General features: G+C 64.1%; 10 protein-coding genes. 1 reads left to right on the plus strand and 9 read right to left on the minus strand.

Annotation, left to right across the window (positions count from 1 at the left end; all coding sequences use genetic code 11):
- The first annotated feature begins 110 nt into the window (after positions 1-110).
- Positions 111-668, plus strand: a complete 558-nt coding sequence (locus tag K8R92_08930) for a methyltransferase domain-containing protein (protein ID MCE9620022.1) — start codon at positions 111-113, stop codon at positions 666-668.
- A gap of 18 nt (positions 669-686) precedes the next feature.
- Here the strand turns inward: K8R92_08930 and K8R92_08935 are convergent, their stop codons facing one another.
- The 9 genes from K8R92_08935 to K8R92_08975 form a co-directional block, all read right to left on the minus strand.
- Positions 687-2,597 (minus strand): tetratricopeptide repeat protein, encoded by a 1,911-nt coding sequence (locus tag K8R92_08935; protein ID MCE9620023.1) that lies wholly within the window; start codon positions 2,595-2,597, stop codon positions 687-689.
- Positions 2,594-4,399 (minus strand): tetratricopeptide repeat protein, encoded by a 1,806-nt coding sequence (locus tag K8R92_08940; protein MCE9620024.1) that lies wholly within the window; start codon positions 4,397-4,399, stop codon positions 2,594-2,596. The genes K8R92_08935 and K8R92_08940 overlap by 4 nt, the downstream gene beginning before the upstream one ends.
- On the minus strand, positions 4,396-6,312 hold the full coding sequence (locus K8R92_08945; protein MCE9620025.1) for a tetratricopeptide repeat protein: 1,917 nt from the start codon (positions 6,310-6,312) through the stop codon (positions 4,396-4,398). The genes K8R92_08940 and K8R92_08945 overlap by 4 nt, the downstream gene beginning before the upstream one ends.
- A gap of 16 nt (positions 6,313-6,328) precedes the next feature.
- Positions 6,329-8,119 (minus strand): tetratricopeptide repeat protein, encoded by a 1,791-nt coding sequence (locus tag K8R92_08950; GenBank protein ID MCE9620026.1) that lies wholly within the window; start codon positions 8,117-8,119, stop codon positions 6,329-6,331.
- The gene (locus K8R92_08955) at positions 8,116-9,921 is read right to left on the minus strand and encodes a tetratricopeptide repeat protein (protein ID MCE9620027.1); all 1,806 of its coding nucleotides are present in this window, start codon (positions 9,919-9,921) and stop codon (positions 8,116-8,118) included. The genes K8R92_08950 and K8R92_08955 overlap by 4 nt, the downstream gene beginning before the upstream one ends.
- Positions 9,922-9,981: 60 nt before the next feature.
- Complete coding sequence (locus K8R92_08960) at positions 9,982-11,397, minus strand: NAD(P)/FAD-dependent oxidoreductase (protein MCE9620028.1); 1,416 nt, start codon at positions 11,395-11,397, stop codon at positions 9,982-9,984.
- A gap of 79 nt (positions 11,398-11,476) precedes the next feature.
- On the minus strand, positions 11,477-12,142 hold the full coding sequence (locus K8R92_08965) for a hypothetical protein (protein ID MCE9620029.1): 666 nt from the start codon (positions 12,140-12,142) through the stop codon (positions 11,477-11,479).
- Between the two features lie 323 nt (positions 12,143-12,465).
- On the minus strand, positions 12,466-13,122 hold the full coding sequence (locus K8R92_08970; protein MCE9620030.1) for a hypothetical protein: 657 nt from the start codon (positions 13,120-13,122) through the stop codon (positions 12,466-12,468).
- Between the two features lie 424 nt (positions 13,123-13,546).
- Positions 13,547-14,245 carry a hypothetical protein gene (locus K8R92_08975; GenBank protein MCE9620031.1) on the minus strand — a complete coding sequence of 233 codons (699 nt, stop codon included), beginning with the start codon at positions 14,243-14,245 and terminating at the stop codon, positions 13,547-13,549.
- Positions 14,246-14,446: the final 201 nt, after the last annotated feature.

A 14,446-nucleotide genomic window follows, 5' to 3' on the forward strand; every position in this document is an offset into this window, starting at 1 on the left:
CCCTCGCCTGAGGGCCGTCGTGGTCAATCAGGACGCCGCGCCTCCACTATATCCCACTCCCGCATCGCCAACCCTTCGCCCCGGCAAATCCATCTAAACTGGATCCGCCCATGGAAGCCGCACGACCCGACCACGCCTCGTTCCGCAAGCCGATCCGATTGCATCTTGGCGGGCACGATGTGAAGGAGGGATGGACCCTGCTCAACGCGCAGCCGCGGCCCGGCGTCGACGTCGTCGGCAATTGCACGGATCTCTCCATGTTCGCCGATGGCTCGGTCGAGGAGGTCTACGCCTCGCACATCTACGAGCACCTTGGGTTTCGCCGCGAGCTGAGCACGGCGCTCAACGAGGCGGCGCGGGTGCTGCGGACGGGCGGCACGCTTCGGGTGGCCGTTCCCAATCTCGAAGTCCTGATGTCGCTCTTCCTCGAGCCCGGCCTGGACCTCGACGCGCGCTTCTACGTGCACATGATGATCATGGGCGGCCAGTTGGACGAATACGACTTTCACAAGGCCGGATTTTCATTTCAGATTCTCGGCGAGCGGTTGCACGCGCATGGGTTCCGCAACATCCAGCAGGTGGAGAGCTTCGGACTCTTCGACGACACCTCCACGCGGAAGTTCGGCACGGTTCCCATCAGCCTGAATGTGGAATGCACCAAGGGTTGAGGGCGGGGCGGGAGCCCGTCATCGCCCGGCTTTGGCAAAATGGCTTTCCCACATGGCCTGGTAGGCCCGTTCCAGGTGGCGCGTGAATCGCGCCGCATCCATCAACGGAGATGCGATCAAGCGCCGGCGCAGGCCGGCGCGCAGTTCCGTCAGGCGCGGCAGATCAGCTGCCAGTCCGACGGCAATCTTCACATAGTCATCGATGTCCCGGGCGATCAATTCGGTCAGCCCCAGGTTGCTCATCTGGCTCACACCAACGCGACCGACGTGGCTGGCACCCGCCAGCGCGACCACGGGCACTCCCATCCACAGCGCCTCGAAGGTGGTGGTGGTGCCGTTGTAGGGGAAGGGATCGAGGGCCACGTCAATGGCGTTGTAGCGATCAAGGTGATCGAAGGGCGATGCGTCGGTGCCCAGCATTTCAACGCGCTCGGCAGCGACGCCATGACCGGCGAACATCGCGAGGATGGAGTCGCGGACCTTCGGCGCGGTCATGCTCCGATTTTTCAGGAGCAGCCGGGCTGCGGGCGCGCCCTTGAGGATCCGCGCCCAAACGTCGATGACCTGCGGCGTGGTCTTGGCGAAGTTGTTGAATGAGCCGAAGGTGACGCCGCCATGCTTCAGCGCGGGCAGCGGGCCAACCTCGGGGCTGGCAGGCGGTGCCTGGAAGCAGGAGAAGCAATCCGGCATGCGCCAGAGGGTTTCGCTGTGCAGCGCGTCGGTCTCGCCGGGGGGATCGGCGAAGCGGTCGGTGATCCGGAAGTCCATCGTGGTGAGGCCCGTGGTGTTGGGGTAGCCGATCCACGAGACCTGCACCGGCGCCGGCTTGAGGCCGAAGAGCGGCAGGCGATTTCCCGTTGTGTGGCCCGCCAGATCGACCAGGATGTCGATGTCGTCGCGGCGGATGAGCTCGGCGACCTCCTCGTCCGGCCGATTGTGGATCAGCCTCCAATTCGGCGCGAGGGCCTTGATGCGCAGAGTGGTCTCGTCCACGATCGGAGTGTTGGAGTAGCAGAAGACCTCGATCTTTTCCGGGTCATGGGCCTTCAAGATCGGCTCGATGAAGTGCGCGACCGAGTGACGGCGGAAATCCGGCGAGACATACCCGACGCGAAGGCGTCGCGGCGCGCCCGCGGAGTGCTTCTCCGACGCGTCGCGCGGACTCATGGGGCGGTCGAAGAGCGTGCCAAATTTGCGGTGCGCCTCAAAGATGGCACGAGGGTCCGAGTCGGCGGTGAAATTGAGCGTGTACAGGTAGTTGTTCCACGCCAGCGGAAAGTCCGGCTTGATGGCAAGCGATGTCTCGAAACATTCCAGCGCCTCCTTCAGCTTTCCCTGCCGCTGAAAAGTGGCGCCGAGATTGTTCCAGGCGACCGCGTTGCGGGGCTGCGCCTTGATGGCCTGCCGGCAGCACTCGATGGATTCGTCCAGCTCGCCCGTCTGCCGCAGCAACTTGCCGAGGTACTCCCACACCTTCGGCTGGGGATCGATCGCCAGCGCGCGGCGAAAGGCGGCAACAGCTTCGTCGTCGGCCATGACCTGGTCGCAGAAGGCCCCGAGATTGAAGTGGTAGTTGAAGCGCTTGGGATGCTTGTCCGCGGCCTGCTTCATCCAGACAAAGGCTTCCTTGGGTTTGCCCATCTGGTGGTTGATCACGCCGAGCAAGGAGAGGGCGTCACCGTGGTCCGGGTCGACGGCAAGCACCCGCTCGTATATTTTTTCCGCTCCCGCCAGGTCGCCATGCTGCTGACGATCCTGGGCGAGCCGCACCGCCTCGGCCAGCGGCACCGATCGGGGCTCCATTCCATCGGCGCCCGGCAGCACGATCGCAGGGGTCTGGACCGCCGGACCCGCGGCGCGAAGGCAGCATTGCTTGGCCTTGCGTCCGCTGCCGCAGGGGCAGGGATCGTTGCGTCCGCCCGCGCTCATGACGTGCCGCCCGCGAGATGGGTTTCCCACATCGCCCGGTAGGCGCGCTCAAGGTGGCGCGTGAATTCCTTCGCGTCCATCAGCGGCGATGCGCGCATGCGCTGCCGAAGCCCGCCGCGTAGGGCCGCGAGCCGCGGAAGATCACCGGCCAGTGCCACGGCGATGTCCGCGTATTCCTCGCGGTTGCGGCCGACCAATTCGGCAAGTCCGACCGCCGTCAGCCGGCCCGCGCCCATGCGTGCCACGTGAGAGATGCCGGTGAAGGTGATCACCGGCACGCCCATCCACAGCGCGTCGCAGGTGGTGAGGTCGCCGTTGTGGGGGAAGGTGTCCAGCGCGATGTCGATGGAGTTGTATTGCTTCAGATGCGAGTGGTAGTCGTCGCTGCCCAGGAAGACGAGCCGATCCGGCGCCACTCCGCCGCGGGCGAAGGCCTCGGACACCTTGGCGCGGATCGACGGCGACTCAAAGCTGCGGTACTTCAGGGTCAGCCGGGATCCCGGCACGCGGCGAAGAATGCCCGCCCAGGTCTCCAGGAGCCCGCCGTGCATCTTGATGAAGTTGTTGAACGATCCGAACATCACGTGTCCCGCGGTCAGGGCGGGAAGCGGTCCGACCTCCGGCGCATGGTCCAGCGGCCTGAAGCAGGTGACGGTGCGGGGCAGGCGAACCAGCTTCTCGGTGTGGAAGGCGTCGTTGGCCCCGACCGGATCACGGATGTCGTCGGTGAGGCGATAGTCGATCGCGGTCAGCCCCGTGGTGTTGGGATAGGCGATCCACGACACCTGCACCGGCACCGGCTTTCGTGCAAAGACCAGCAGGCGATGCAGCGGTGTGTGCCCTGAGAGGTCGACCAGGATATCGATGCGATCCTCGCGGATCATCCGTGCCACCTCCGCGTCGGTGCGGCCGGCGATCTCGCGCCAATGCGGCACCAGGGATTGGATGCGCCGCGTCACCGCGTCATGCTTCGGATAGTTGTAGAAGCAGTAGATCTCGAAGCGCGACTTGTCGTGCGACTCGAGCGCCGGCTCGACCAGGTGCACCACCGCGTGCTGGCGAAAGTCCGAGGAGACGTAGCCGATCCGCAGCGGGCGTTCGCCGGGCCCGTGCTCGGCCTCGCGCGGCGGCATCCGGGCGATGACCCGCTCATGCCGCTCTCCAAAGGCCTTGTGTTCCTCGAACATCTTGCCCAGATCCGGGTTCGGCCGGTAGTTCAGCGCGTAGAGCATGTTGCTCTGCTGCACCGCGTCGTCGGGATTCAGTTCGCCGCCGCGGCGAAAGCAGGCGATCGCCTCGTCGAGGCAACCTTCGTCGAGCAGCAGGCCGGCGAGGTTGTTGCAGGCGTCAGCGTTGGGCTCGATCTCGATCGAGCGCCGATAGGAGGCGATGGCCTGCGCGCGGTCGCCGATCTCCGCATTGATGATCGCGAAGTTGTAGTGGTAGAGCCGGTTGCCCGGAGCCTGCTCGAGCGCCCGGCGCATCAGAGCGAGGCCTTCGGCGCTTTGTCCGGTTTGGTGCCGCAGAATTCCGAAGAAGAAAAGCGCATCAGCGTGCTCACCGTTGGCGGCCAGGACAAGTTCGAAGAGTTGAGCGGCGGGGGCGAGCTGCCCACGGCGCTGCAATTCGCAGGCGATCCCGACCGCTTCGGCGAGCGGCACGCGCCGCGCCGGCGCTCCTCCCAGCGCCGGCAGCAGCACCGTGCTCGACTTCGCGGCGGGCACCTCGGCGCGGTGACAGCAATTCTTGGCCTTGCGCCCGCTGCCACAGGGGCAGGGATCGTTGCGGTTCACGGCGCTCATCGCGCGCTCTCCGCGTGATGCGCTTCCCACATCGATTGATAGGCCTGCTCCAGATTCCGGGTGAAGCGCTTCGCATCCATCAAGGGGGAAGCCATCAATCGCTGACGCAATCCCGCGCGAAGCGCCGCGAGCCTGGTCCGATCGCCGGCCATCGCCACGGCGATCTCCGCGTATTCATCGCGATTGCGGGCGATCCATTCCGGCATCCCGAGATGGCTCATCAGGCTCGCACCGACGCGGCCCGCATGGTTGCAGCCCGACAGAACGACCACCGGCACGCCCATCCACAGCGCCTCGAAGGTCGTGGTGGTGCCGTTGTAGGGGAAGGGATCCAGCGCGATGTCGATCGTGTGGTAGCGATTCAGGTGCTCCATCGGCGAAGCGTCTGCGGGCAGCAGCTCAATCCGATCGGCGCCGACGCCATGCCGGGAGAACATCGAGTGGATCCGCGCCTGAACGCCCGGTGCCAACAGACTCCGATTCTTCAGAAGAAGCCGCGAGCCGGAAACTCGCTTGAGAAGTCCTGCCCAGATTTCGATCACCTGCGGCGTGGTCTTGGCGAAATTGTTGAAGGAACCGAAGGTGATGCGGCCCGACGCGAGCGCCGGCAGCGGTGCGACCTCCGGGCTCGGCGCGGGAGCCGCAAAGCAGGAGAAGCACTCCGGCAGACGCCAGAGCTTTTCCGTGTGCAGGGCGTCGGCCTCGCCCGGCGGGTCGGCGACATGGTCGGTGATGCGGTAGTCGATCGTCGTCAGGCCCGTGGTGTCGGGATAGCCGATCCACGTGACCTGCACCGGCGCCGGCTTGCGACCAAAGACTTGCAGGCAGTTGCCCGTGGTGTGGCCCGCGAGGTCGACCAGCACATCGATGCCGTCGACTCGGATCAGCTCGGCGATTTCATCGATGGTGCGATTCTGGACTGGATGCCAATGAGGCACGAGTTTCCGGATGCGACTCGTGGTCTCGTCCGCGACCGCGTTGTTGGAGTAGCAGAACACCTCGACCTTGCCCGGATCATGCGCCGCCAGCACCGGTTCGATGCACTGCGCGACGGAGTGCTGCCGGAAGTCCGGCGACACATAGCCCACGCGAAGCTTGCGCTGCGCTCCACCGGCGCGATCGCGCTGCGGATCGCGCGGCGCCATGGGTTGGTCGAAGAGCCTGCCGAACTTCTGGTGAGCTTCGAAGATCGCCTTCGGTTGCGGATCGGGCAGCAAATGCATGGTGTAGAGGTAGTGATCCTGCAGGGCCGGATCACTCGGAGCGATGGCCAGCGCCGTTTCGAGGCTTTCCATCGCTTCCGGCAACTTGCCCTGCTGCTCCAGGATGATCGCCAGGTTGCCATGCAGATTCGCGCTGCGCTCGCGCGGCGTCTGGCGAATCGCCTGTCGGCAGCACTCGGCGGCTTCCTCCAGTTCGCCCGTCTGCCGAAGCAGCTTGCCCAGTCGATCCCAGGCGGCGGGCAGGGGCTCGATCGCGATCGCGCGGCGGAAGGATGCGATCGCTTCCTTCTCATCCTTGAGTTCCTCATGCAGAATCCCGAGATTGAAGTGGTAGCTGAGCACCTTGGGATGCATCTGCGTGGCTCGCCGCATTAGGTCGAGGGCTTCCTGTTTTTTCCCCAGCTGGTATTGGAACATTCCGAGAAAGGAGAGAGCGTCGCCGTGGCCGGGATCGGCCGCGAGAATGAGCCGGTAGATCCCCTCCGCGCCGGCGATGTCACCGCTCTGCTGGCGATTCGCCGCCATCTGCGCCGCCTCGGGCAGCGGCACGCGCCGCGATTGCAGTCCTTCCGCGCCGGGCAGCATGATCGAAGGCGCCGTACCGGCAGGACCCTTGCCCGCCTGGCAGCAGTTCTTGGCTTTGCGTCCGCTGCCGCAGGCGCAGGGATCGTTGCGTCCGACCGCGCTCATGGCCCAAGCTCCGCGCTCATGGCTTGCGCTCCGCGACGAAGGCATCCCACATCGATTGATAGGCGTTCTCCAGGTGACGGGTGAAACGTGGCGCGTCCGTCAGGGGCGACTGCCTCATGCGCTGACGCAGGCCCTTGCGCATCGCCGCCAGCCTGGGCAAATCTCCCGCAAGGGCTGCGGCAATCTCGACGTATTCGTCCTTGTCCCTGGCGATCAATTCCGGCAGGCCGATGTTCGTCAACTGGCTCACGCCCACGCGGCTGACATGACTCTCGCCGGCAAGCGTGATCACCGGCACCCCCATCCAGAGCGCGTCGAGCGTGGTGGTGGTTCCGTTGTAGGGGAAGGGATCCAGCCCAAGGTCGACGTGGTTGTAGCAACCCAGATGCGCGGCGTGGTCGGCGTCGCTGCCCAGCAGATCCAGCCGGTCGCCGGACACGCCGTGCTTGGCAAAGGCGGCGCGGATCAGGGCCTGCATCGATGGGGAATGAAAGTTTCTGCTCTTGAGAATCAGCCGCGAACCGGGAACGCGATTCAGAATCCTCGACCAGACCTCGACGACCTCCGGGGAGATCTTCAGGAGATTGTTGAAGGAGCCGAAGGTGATGCGATTCGCCGCCGTCGCCGGCAGGGGACCGACCTCGGGCGCCTCCGTCGGCGGCTGAAAGCATGAGAAGCAATCGGGCAGGCGAAAAAGTTTCTCGGTGTGGAAGGCCTCGCTCTGGCCGGGCGGATCGCACAGCGCGTCGGTGATCCGGTAGTCGATGCTCGAAAGCCCGGTGGTGTTGGGGTAGCCGATCCAGGTCGCCTGCACCGGCGCCGGTTTCCGGGCGAAGAGCATCAGACGGTCATTGCCCGCATGACCGGTGAGATCGATCAGCACATCGATGCCGTCTTCGCGAACCAGCCTCGCCGCCTCGTCATCCGAGAGATCGGCAACGTCGCGCCAATGATGCGCCACTCCCTTGAGGCGGCGGGTCACATCATCCACGATGGTGTGGTTGGAGTAGCAGAACACTTCCACGCGCCGCCGGTCGTGATGGGCCAGGACCGGCTCGATGAAGTGCGCCACGGCGTTGCGCCGAAAATCGCAGGAGACGTAGCCGACGCGAAGGGGAAGCGGGGCGCCATCCGCGGCGTGCTGGCGCGGCGCCCTCGGGGCAAGCCGCGTGACCGGGCGTTCGAATCGCTCGGCATACTTGCGATGCGCCGCGAAAATGGCCGCGCGGTCCGGCTTGGCCAGATAGTTGAGGGCGAAGACGTAGTTGCTGTGGGCCACCGGATTCTGCGGCGAGAGGGCCATCGCCATCGCGTAGCGCTCGATCGACTCGCGGGTGCGTCCCAGCTCCTGCAGGGCGTTGGCCAGATTGGAAAGAACCGGCGCGGCCTGTTCCGGCGGCATGAGCTTGAGGGCCTGTTTGTAGCTCTCCGCCGCTTCGTCCGGCCTTCCAAGTTCCTGCAGCATGAGGCCAAGATTATTGTGCGGCCCCGACTGCGATGGATCGAGCGCGATCGCCCGTCGATAGGCGGCGACGGCCTCCTCGTTGCGGCCGGTGGCCGCGAAGAAGGTTCCGATGTTGAAGTGATAGGCGGCCACATCCGGCCGCAGCGCGATGGCCCGCTGCATCAGCTCCAGCGCCCCGGTGTTGTCGCCGCGATCGTGGCGAAGCAGCCCCAGGAAAAAAAGCGCGTCGGCGTGCTCGGGTTGCGCGGCGAGCGCCTGCTGGTAGGCCGCCTCGGCGGAATCCAGATCGCCCCGCTTGTGGAGTTGCTTGGCTTGAAGCAACGCCTGGTCGACCGGAGTCATCGCCAGATCTCCGCGAGATGGGCTTCCCACATCGTTTGATAGGCGCGCTCAAGATTGCGGGTGAATCGTTCCGCGTCCATCAGCGGCGAATCCGCCAGCCGCCGGCGCAGACCCTTGCGCAGCGCCGCGAGTCTTGGCAAATCTCCCGCGAGCGTCGCAGCGATCTCGACGTACTCATCCCTGTTCTTGGCGACCAGCTCCGGCAGGCCAGTGTTCGTCAGCTGGCTCACGCCCACGCGCCCCGCGTGGCGGTCTCCGGCCAAAGTGATCACGGGCACGCCCATCCACAGGGCGTCGCACGTGGTGGTGGTGCCGTTGTAGGGAAAGGGATCCAGCGCGATGTCGATGGAGTTGTAGCGATCCAGATGCGCCCGCTGCGACTCGTCGGTGCCCATCAGCACCAGTCGCTCGCGGGCCACGCCATGCTTGGCGAACGCTTCGTGCACCACCGCCTGGATCGATTCCGAGTTCAGGCTGCGGTATTTCAAGGTCAGCCGCGACGCTGGAACGCGCTTGAGAATCCGCGCCCAGGTCTCGATGACATCGTGGTTCATCTTGATGAAGTAATTGAACGAGCCGAACATGATGGCGCCGGCCTTGAGCGCCGGCAGCGATCCGACTTCGGGGGAATCGGCGGGGGGCTGAAAGCACGAGAAGCAATCAGGCAGGCGCATCAATTGCTCGGTGTGGAGCGCGTCGGCCGCGCCGGGGGGATCGCACAGAGCGTCGGTGATGCGGTAGTCGATGTTGGTGAAGCCCGTCGTGTTGGGATAGCCGATCCAGGTCGCCTGCACCGGCGCCGGCTTGCGTGCGAACATCAGCAGGCTGTTCTGGTTGGTATGCCCCGCCAGGTCGACCAGCAGGTCGATGTCGTCATCGCGGATCTTCCGCGCGGCGTCGTGGTCGTTCATCCCACCGATGACGCACCAGTGCGGCGACAGGCTCTTGAGGCGCTGCGTCACCTCGTCCTCCACGGTGTCGTTGTAGTAGCAGAACACCTCGACGCGCGACGGGTCGTGGCGAGCCAGCACGGGCTCGATGAAGTGCGCGACGGAGTGCCGCCGGAAATCTCCCGAGACATAGCCGATGCGGAGCGGGCGCGGCGGGACATTCCTCGGCCGCGGAGCGAATCGCGCGATCGGCCGCTCCAGCAGGGCGCAGAGCTCGCGATGCGCCTTGAAGATGGCGGCACCATCCAGGCTGGGCACATAGTTCATGGTGGAAATCAAGTTCTGGATCAGGGTCTGCGACTCAGGTCGCAGTCGAACCGCCCGCTCGAGGCACTCGATCGCCTCGTCGAGCTGGCCGACATCCCTCAGCGCCAGGCCCAGGTTGTTGTGGGCCAGCGCGTGCTTGGGATTGATCTCGATCGCGCGGCGATAGGCGGCGATGGCCTCGGGATAGCGCTCGAGGTCGTCGTAGAGCTTGCCGATGTTGTAGTGCAGGTTGGCGGCGCCGGGAACCTTCGCCAAGCCGCGTCGCATCAGCTCCAGCGCCTCGTCGTATCGCTTCTCCTGATGCCGCAACACTCCCGTAAAAAAAAGTGCCTCGCCGTTCTCGGGATCCGCTTCGAGGACGAGTCTGTAGATCCGCTCGGCCCCTTCGCGGTCGCCGCCCTCATGGAGATCCTGGGCCAGCGATATCGCCTCCGCCGGAGAAAGTTTCTGAGCCGGCGTTCCGTCCGCGGCCGCAATGGTGACCGCGCCTCCGCGACCCGCCGGAGCTCCGGGTCGATGGCAGCAGTTCTTCGCCTTGCGCCCGCTTCCGCACGGACAGGGATCGTTGGGGCTCGGACTGTGCATGCCGGGGGAAAGTATAGATCGGAAGCCGCGCCGGACTTTCCGAACGCGACGCCCCGCGGCTCACATGCGCTTCAAAAGCTCGGCCACGGCGCGGCGCCGCTCCTCGGGGGAATTGCCCGCGTCGCCTCCGACGGGATCGACGACCTGCGATGGCGGATTGCCGCTGATGATCCGCGAGCCCTTGCTGTAGGTGAGGTAGGAGAACGCCCACGAGAGAAAGACCAGGATGCGGTTGTGAAAGCCCACCAGCGAGACCAGATGGATGAAGAGCCATAGCAGCCACGCGGGGAGTCCGTGGAATTTCATTCCGGCGAGCTCCGCGACCGCCTTGGCACGGCCGATGGTGGCCATCGTTCCCAGATCGCGGTAGCGGAAAGCGCCGCGTGACGGACCTACGGCGCTGCTGCTCGAAGTCTTCCCTCGCTTGACGGCGTCGGCAGCCTTCTTCCGGGCGATCGCCTCGCGCTTGATGATGCCGGCGACGAAGCTGCCCATCTGCATCGCTCCCTGGGCTACGCCGGGCACCGGCTTGCCGCTCTTGGCGCAGCGGATCGCCGCCATGTCTCCGATCACGAAAACTTCCGGGCTTCCCTTCACCGAGCAATCCGGCGCCACCTTTACGCGGCCGCTGGAATCCAGCTCGGCGCCGAGCGTGGCACCGAGCGCGCTGGCCTTCACGCCCGCCGACCACACCACGGTGTTGGCCTGGATGCGCTCGCCGTCGATCTCCACGCCGTCGGCGAAGACGTTGTTGACCTTCTGCTTCAGGCGCACCTCCACGCCGATGTCGATCAGCGCCTTCAGCGCGGACTCCGAGGAAGCCTCGCTCATGTTGGCGAGCAGCCGCGGACCCGCCTCCACCAGAATCACCCGGGCGCTCGCCGCGTCGAAGCGGCGGAAGTCCCTCGAGATGGAATCCACGCCGAGCTCCTTGATGGCGCCGGAAAGCTCCACGCCGGTGGCTCCGCCTCCGACCACCACGAAGGTGAGGTGCGCCTGCAGGGCGTCGGGATCGGTCTCCGCCTCCGCGTCCTCGAAGGCGCGGAGAATTCGGCTGCGGATCGCGCCGGCATCCTCGAGCGATTTCATGCCCGGCGCGAAGGCTTCCCACTCGTCGCGGCCGAAGTAGCTGGAGCTGGCTCCCGCGGCCAGCACGAGATAGTCATAGGGGGCGGCCGTGCCGTTGGCGAAGAGCACCCGGCGCCCGGCGCGGTCGACGCTCTGGACCTCGTCATTGAAGACGTAGGCATTCTCCTGGCCGCGGAAGATGCGCCGGATGGGAAACGCGATGTTCGAGGAGGGCAGCACCGAGGTCGCCACCTGGTAGAGCAGCGGCTGGAAGAGGTGGTGGTTCTTCTTGTCGATGAGCACGACGTTCACGGGCGCCCGTGCCAGCGATTGAACCACCGCGATTCCACCGAAACCGCCGCCGATGACGATCACCATTGGCGCATCAAGATCGGGCACGAAAACCATGGTAGCCGCCCGAAAAGAAAACCCCGGAGCGGAACTCCGGGGTCGTGGTGCAATCTAAAAAGCCCGAGGCCTGCGAGACTCAGATCCTTCGGCGCCGCGCCGCCAGTCCAACCAGTCCAAGCAGGGCCGCGGCACTGGGAGCCGGCACGGCATAGATCTCCAGGAAGGCATCGTCAACGAAGCCGACACTCTCGACGCGATTGATGTCGGGAAGCGAAGCCTCGGAGAAGGCCACCTGCATCAGGATCCAGCGCGTGTTGGCAGGAATGATCACATTGACCAAGGCGCCCTGCCACGTCCCCACGTTGCCGTCGAAGGTCGGCGCGGTGGCATCCAGCGGTCCGAAGATCGTGCCATAGCTGTTGCCCGTGAAATAGCTGATGTAGACGCCGCCAACCGCCGCCGGCGCGTTGGAGTTGAAATAGGCGTACGCCACCAATTGGGCGTTTCCGGAGTCGATGAGCGCCCCATAGGACGAGACATCGATGACCTGGCCCGCCTGGGTGGTGCCGCCGCCATTCTTGGCCATGCGCAATTGGTTGAAGCCGTTGAGCGGCGAGGACCCGCTGTCGAATCCGGTGATGGTGGAGGACTCCTGTCCCCACACGCCTTGATAGAGCGGGAAGTTGCCCAGCGTGTTGGTGAAGGTGTCCACTGCGTTGGTCTCGAAGCTGGGATCGGTCAGCAGATTCGCCGAGGCCTGCGACGCCAAAGCCATCGCCGCGAGGGTCGCCGAAATGCTCACGCCGAATCGGCAAAGAGACAGCGCGTCAGAAAGGGAATTGTTTTTCAAATCGGAACTCCAGGGTGTTGTGGGGGGCAAGGAAACGAGAGCGCCATATCGGCTAAGCGGCGCATCCTTGTCCACCGGCACAGAAGATTTGCTCCTCGGCCCCGCTGGACCCAACGCCTTGTTCCATCAAGAGATAGACAGGCCGCGAGTGGTCGTCCTCGAGCTTGAGGCGAAGAATCGCGATGTCGATCCTCAAAAAGAGTGGGACGAGCCTTTCGGCCCGTCCCCTCCAAACGAATGAACGTCTCATTCGTGTTCCGATGAAGACGGTTTGCTCAATGTTGGCGCTGGCGCCGGGCCATGATTCCGCTCAACGCCACCAGACCAATGACGCCTGGAAGCGGCACGGGGACCATGCCATTGATCTCGATGCGCGTGGATCCCATGGACTCGGTCCAAGTCAGGCCGCCATTGAGGCTGAGCTCGGTGAACAGGTCGAAGTAGGACTGGATCCGGTAGAGCGGGCCGGAGTCGGATTGAAACATGATTTCATTCGTGTACTTTCCGAGCGACTTCTTTGTGGAACTCTCTCGGATCATGATGGATTCAAAATCAGGCATGGATCCGGTCAGATGCAGCGACAGCATTTCAGAGTCGTAATACGTGGTGAAGATCCGGGAATTGAATCCCGTGAAGACATCGCTGAAGTCGCTGGACATGATTTGCCACGTCGGCATCTGAAACAGCGATCCGTTCACGCTGATGCTCGATGTGGTACGCCCGTCGCATTGGCCAAAGGAGCTCTCCCCTGGAAGCGGCGGGGCGTGTTCGGCGCCTGCCCAGTCAAAAGCAAGGTTGACAAGAATGTCCTGGGTGGGGCTGACGCGGTAATGGGCCGGCGCATCAATCCGCTGGTACAGGCGGTCTCCGCCCAGGGCATATGGATTTGGAGAGACAAGCTCGGCTTGGGTGGCACCGACTGCGCAGGCCATGACGCATCCGCCGAGGGTGAGACAACGATTCCGCATTGGGAACTTTCTTCAATTGTGCGGGGTCGAACGAAATTTCTAAGCTGAGCATCCGAAGGACGCAAATCGCTCAAGTCACACAATAACACTATGAAATCGAATAGCCAGACCTATTAAATATAATCATCACAATAAATAAAATGCGGCATAATTCATTTCACGGGCCTCATTCATTTCACAGGCATAATTCATTGCGAGGCCCCGATCCATGCCCGTGAGGGCACCTTCCCACACAGAAGTGCTCGGGTGCCCTCCTCGGGCGGTCACGGGCAACGCCGACTTGTGCGCCGATCCGCTCCAGGCAAATTCCAACTCCGCCTCCATCAAGAAAAGCGGGCGAGGGGTGTGAGCCCTCGCCCGCGGTCATGGCGATCAAATGAAATTCAAATCACATGCGGCGGCGACGCGCCGCAATGGCTCCGCTGAGTGCCAGCAGGCCGGCGACACCCGGCGCCGGCACGGTCGGACCGATGTCAAAGTGTCCGGCTCCATCGGCGGGAATCCAGGTCTGTCCGCCATCAAGGCTGAGCTCGGTGAAGACGTCGAAGAAGGAAGTGATGCGGAACTCCGAGTCAAAGGTCGGAAAGATCGGCGACTCGCGGATGGCGTACTTGCCGGTGGATTGCAGCGTGGGGCTCTCGCGGATCATCAAGGGACCGGTCGGTGTATTGACCTCGATGTTCAGAGCCAGCATTTCGGTGTCGTACAAGCGGGTCGATCCGTCGGCGCTGATCTCGGTGAAGACATCGAAGAAACTGCATTCCATCTGGCCGAACACGGGCTCGCCCGGCGGCAGGCCGTTGTGGCTCTTGAGGACCGTGACATGACCCCGGCTTTCGCCGAATGAAACCGTGCCCGGTGGAGGCGCATCGTGTCTTGGGCCATCAAAATCCCAATCCACAAAGATGTCAAAGAAGCCGCCGGGAAGGTACGAGTCGGAAACTTGGAAGCGCATCGCCGCTCCCGTCTGGTGATACGGGCGGTTGCCGCCCAGGGCGTAGGGATCCGAAGAGATGAAGTCCGCCTGCACGGCTCCGGCCGCGCAAGCAATCGCCAATCCAACCACGGAAAAATTGAGTTTGTTCAAGGGGCATACCTATGGAATGAAGGGAACGGACGAAACTTACGAAGCCATGCGGTATAAGGGCGCATCGTGCTTCGGGAGCAGTTTGTCCCAACTGCGGCTTGAAGCAAGCGAATGTCGTGAAAAAATCTTCATTTCGAATAAATGCATTTTCGCCCGCAATCAAAAGAGCGGGGGCTCGAAAGCCCCCCAATGAAGAAGTGT

The organism is Planctomycetota bacterium (assembly GCA_021414025.1).
GTDB lineage: Bacteria > Planctomycetota > Phycisphaerae > Phycisphaerales > SM1A02 > SYAC01.

Bases quoted from the DNA above. Each gene is read 5' to 3' on its own strand.
- K8R92_08970 (MCE9620030.1), bottom strand. From the start codon at position 13,122: ATGGCCTGCGCAGTCGGTGCCACCCAAGCCGAGCTTGTCTCTCCAAAT.
- K8R92_08940 (MCE9620024.1), bottom strand. From the start codon at position 4,399: ATGAGCGCCGTGAACCGCAACGATCCCTGCCCCTGTGGCAGCGGGCGC.
- K8R92_08955 (MCE9620027.1), bottom strand. From the start codon at position 9,921: ATGCACAGTCCGAGCCCCAACGATCCCTGTCCGTGCGGAAGCGGGCGC.
- K8R92_08930 (MCE9620022.1), top strand. From the start codon at position 111: ATGGAAGCCGCACGACCCGACCACGCCTCGTTCCGCAAGCCGATCCGA.
- K8R92_08945 (MCE9620025.1), bottom strand. From the start codon at position 6,312: ATGAGCGCGGTCGGACGCAACGATCCCTGCGCCTGCGGCAGCGGACGC.
- K8R92_08935 (MCE9620023.1), bottom strand. From the start codon at position 2,597: ATGAGCGCGGGCGGACGCAACGATCCCTGCCCCTGCGGCAGCGGACGC.
- K8R92_08950 (MCE9620026.1), bottom strand. From the start codon at position 8,119: ATGACTCCGGTCGACCAGGCGTTGCTTCAAGCCAAGCAACTCCACAAG.
- K8R92_08960 (MCE9620028.1), bottom strand. From the start codon at position 11,397: ATGGTTTTCGTGCCCGATCTTGATGCGCCAATGGTGATCGTCATCGGC.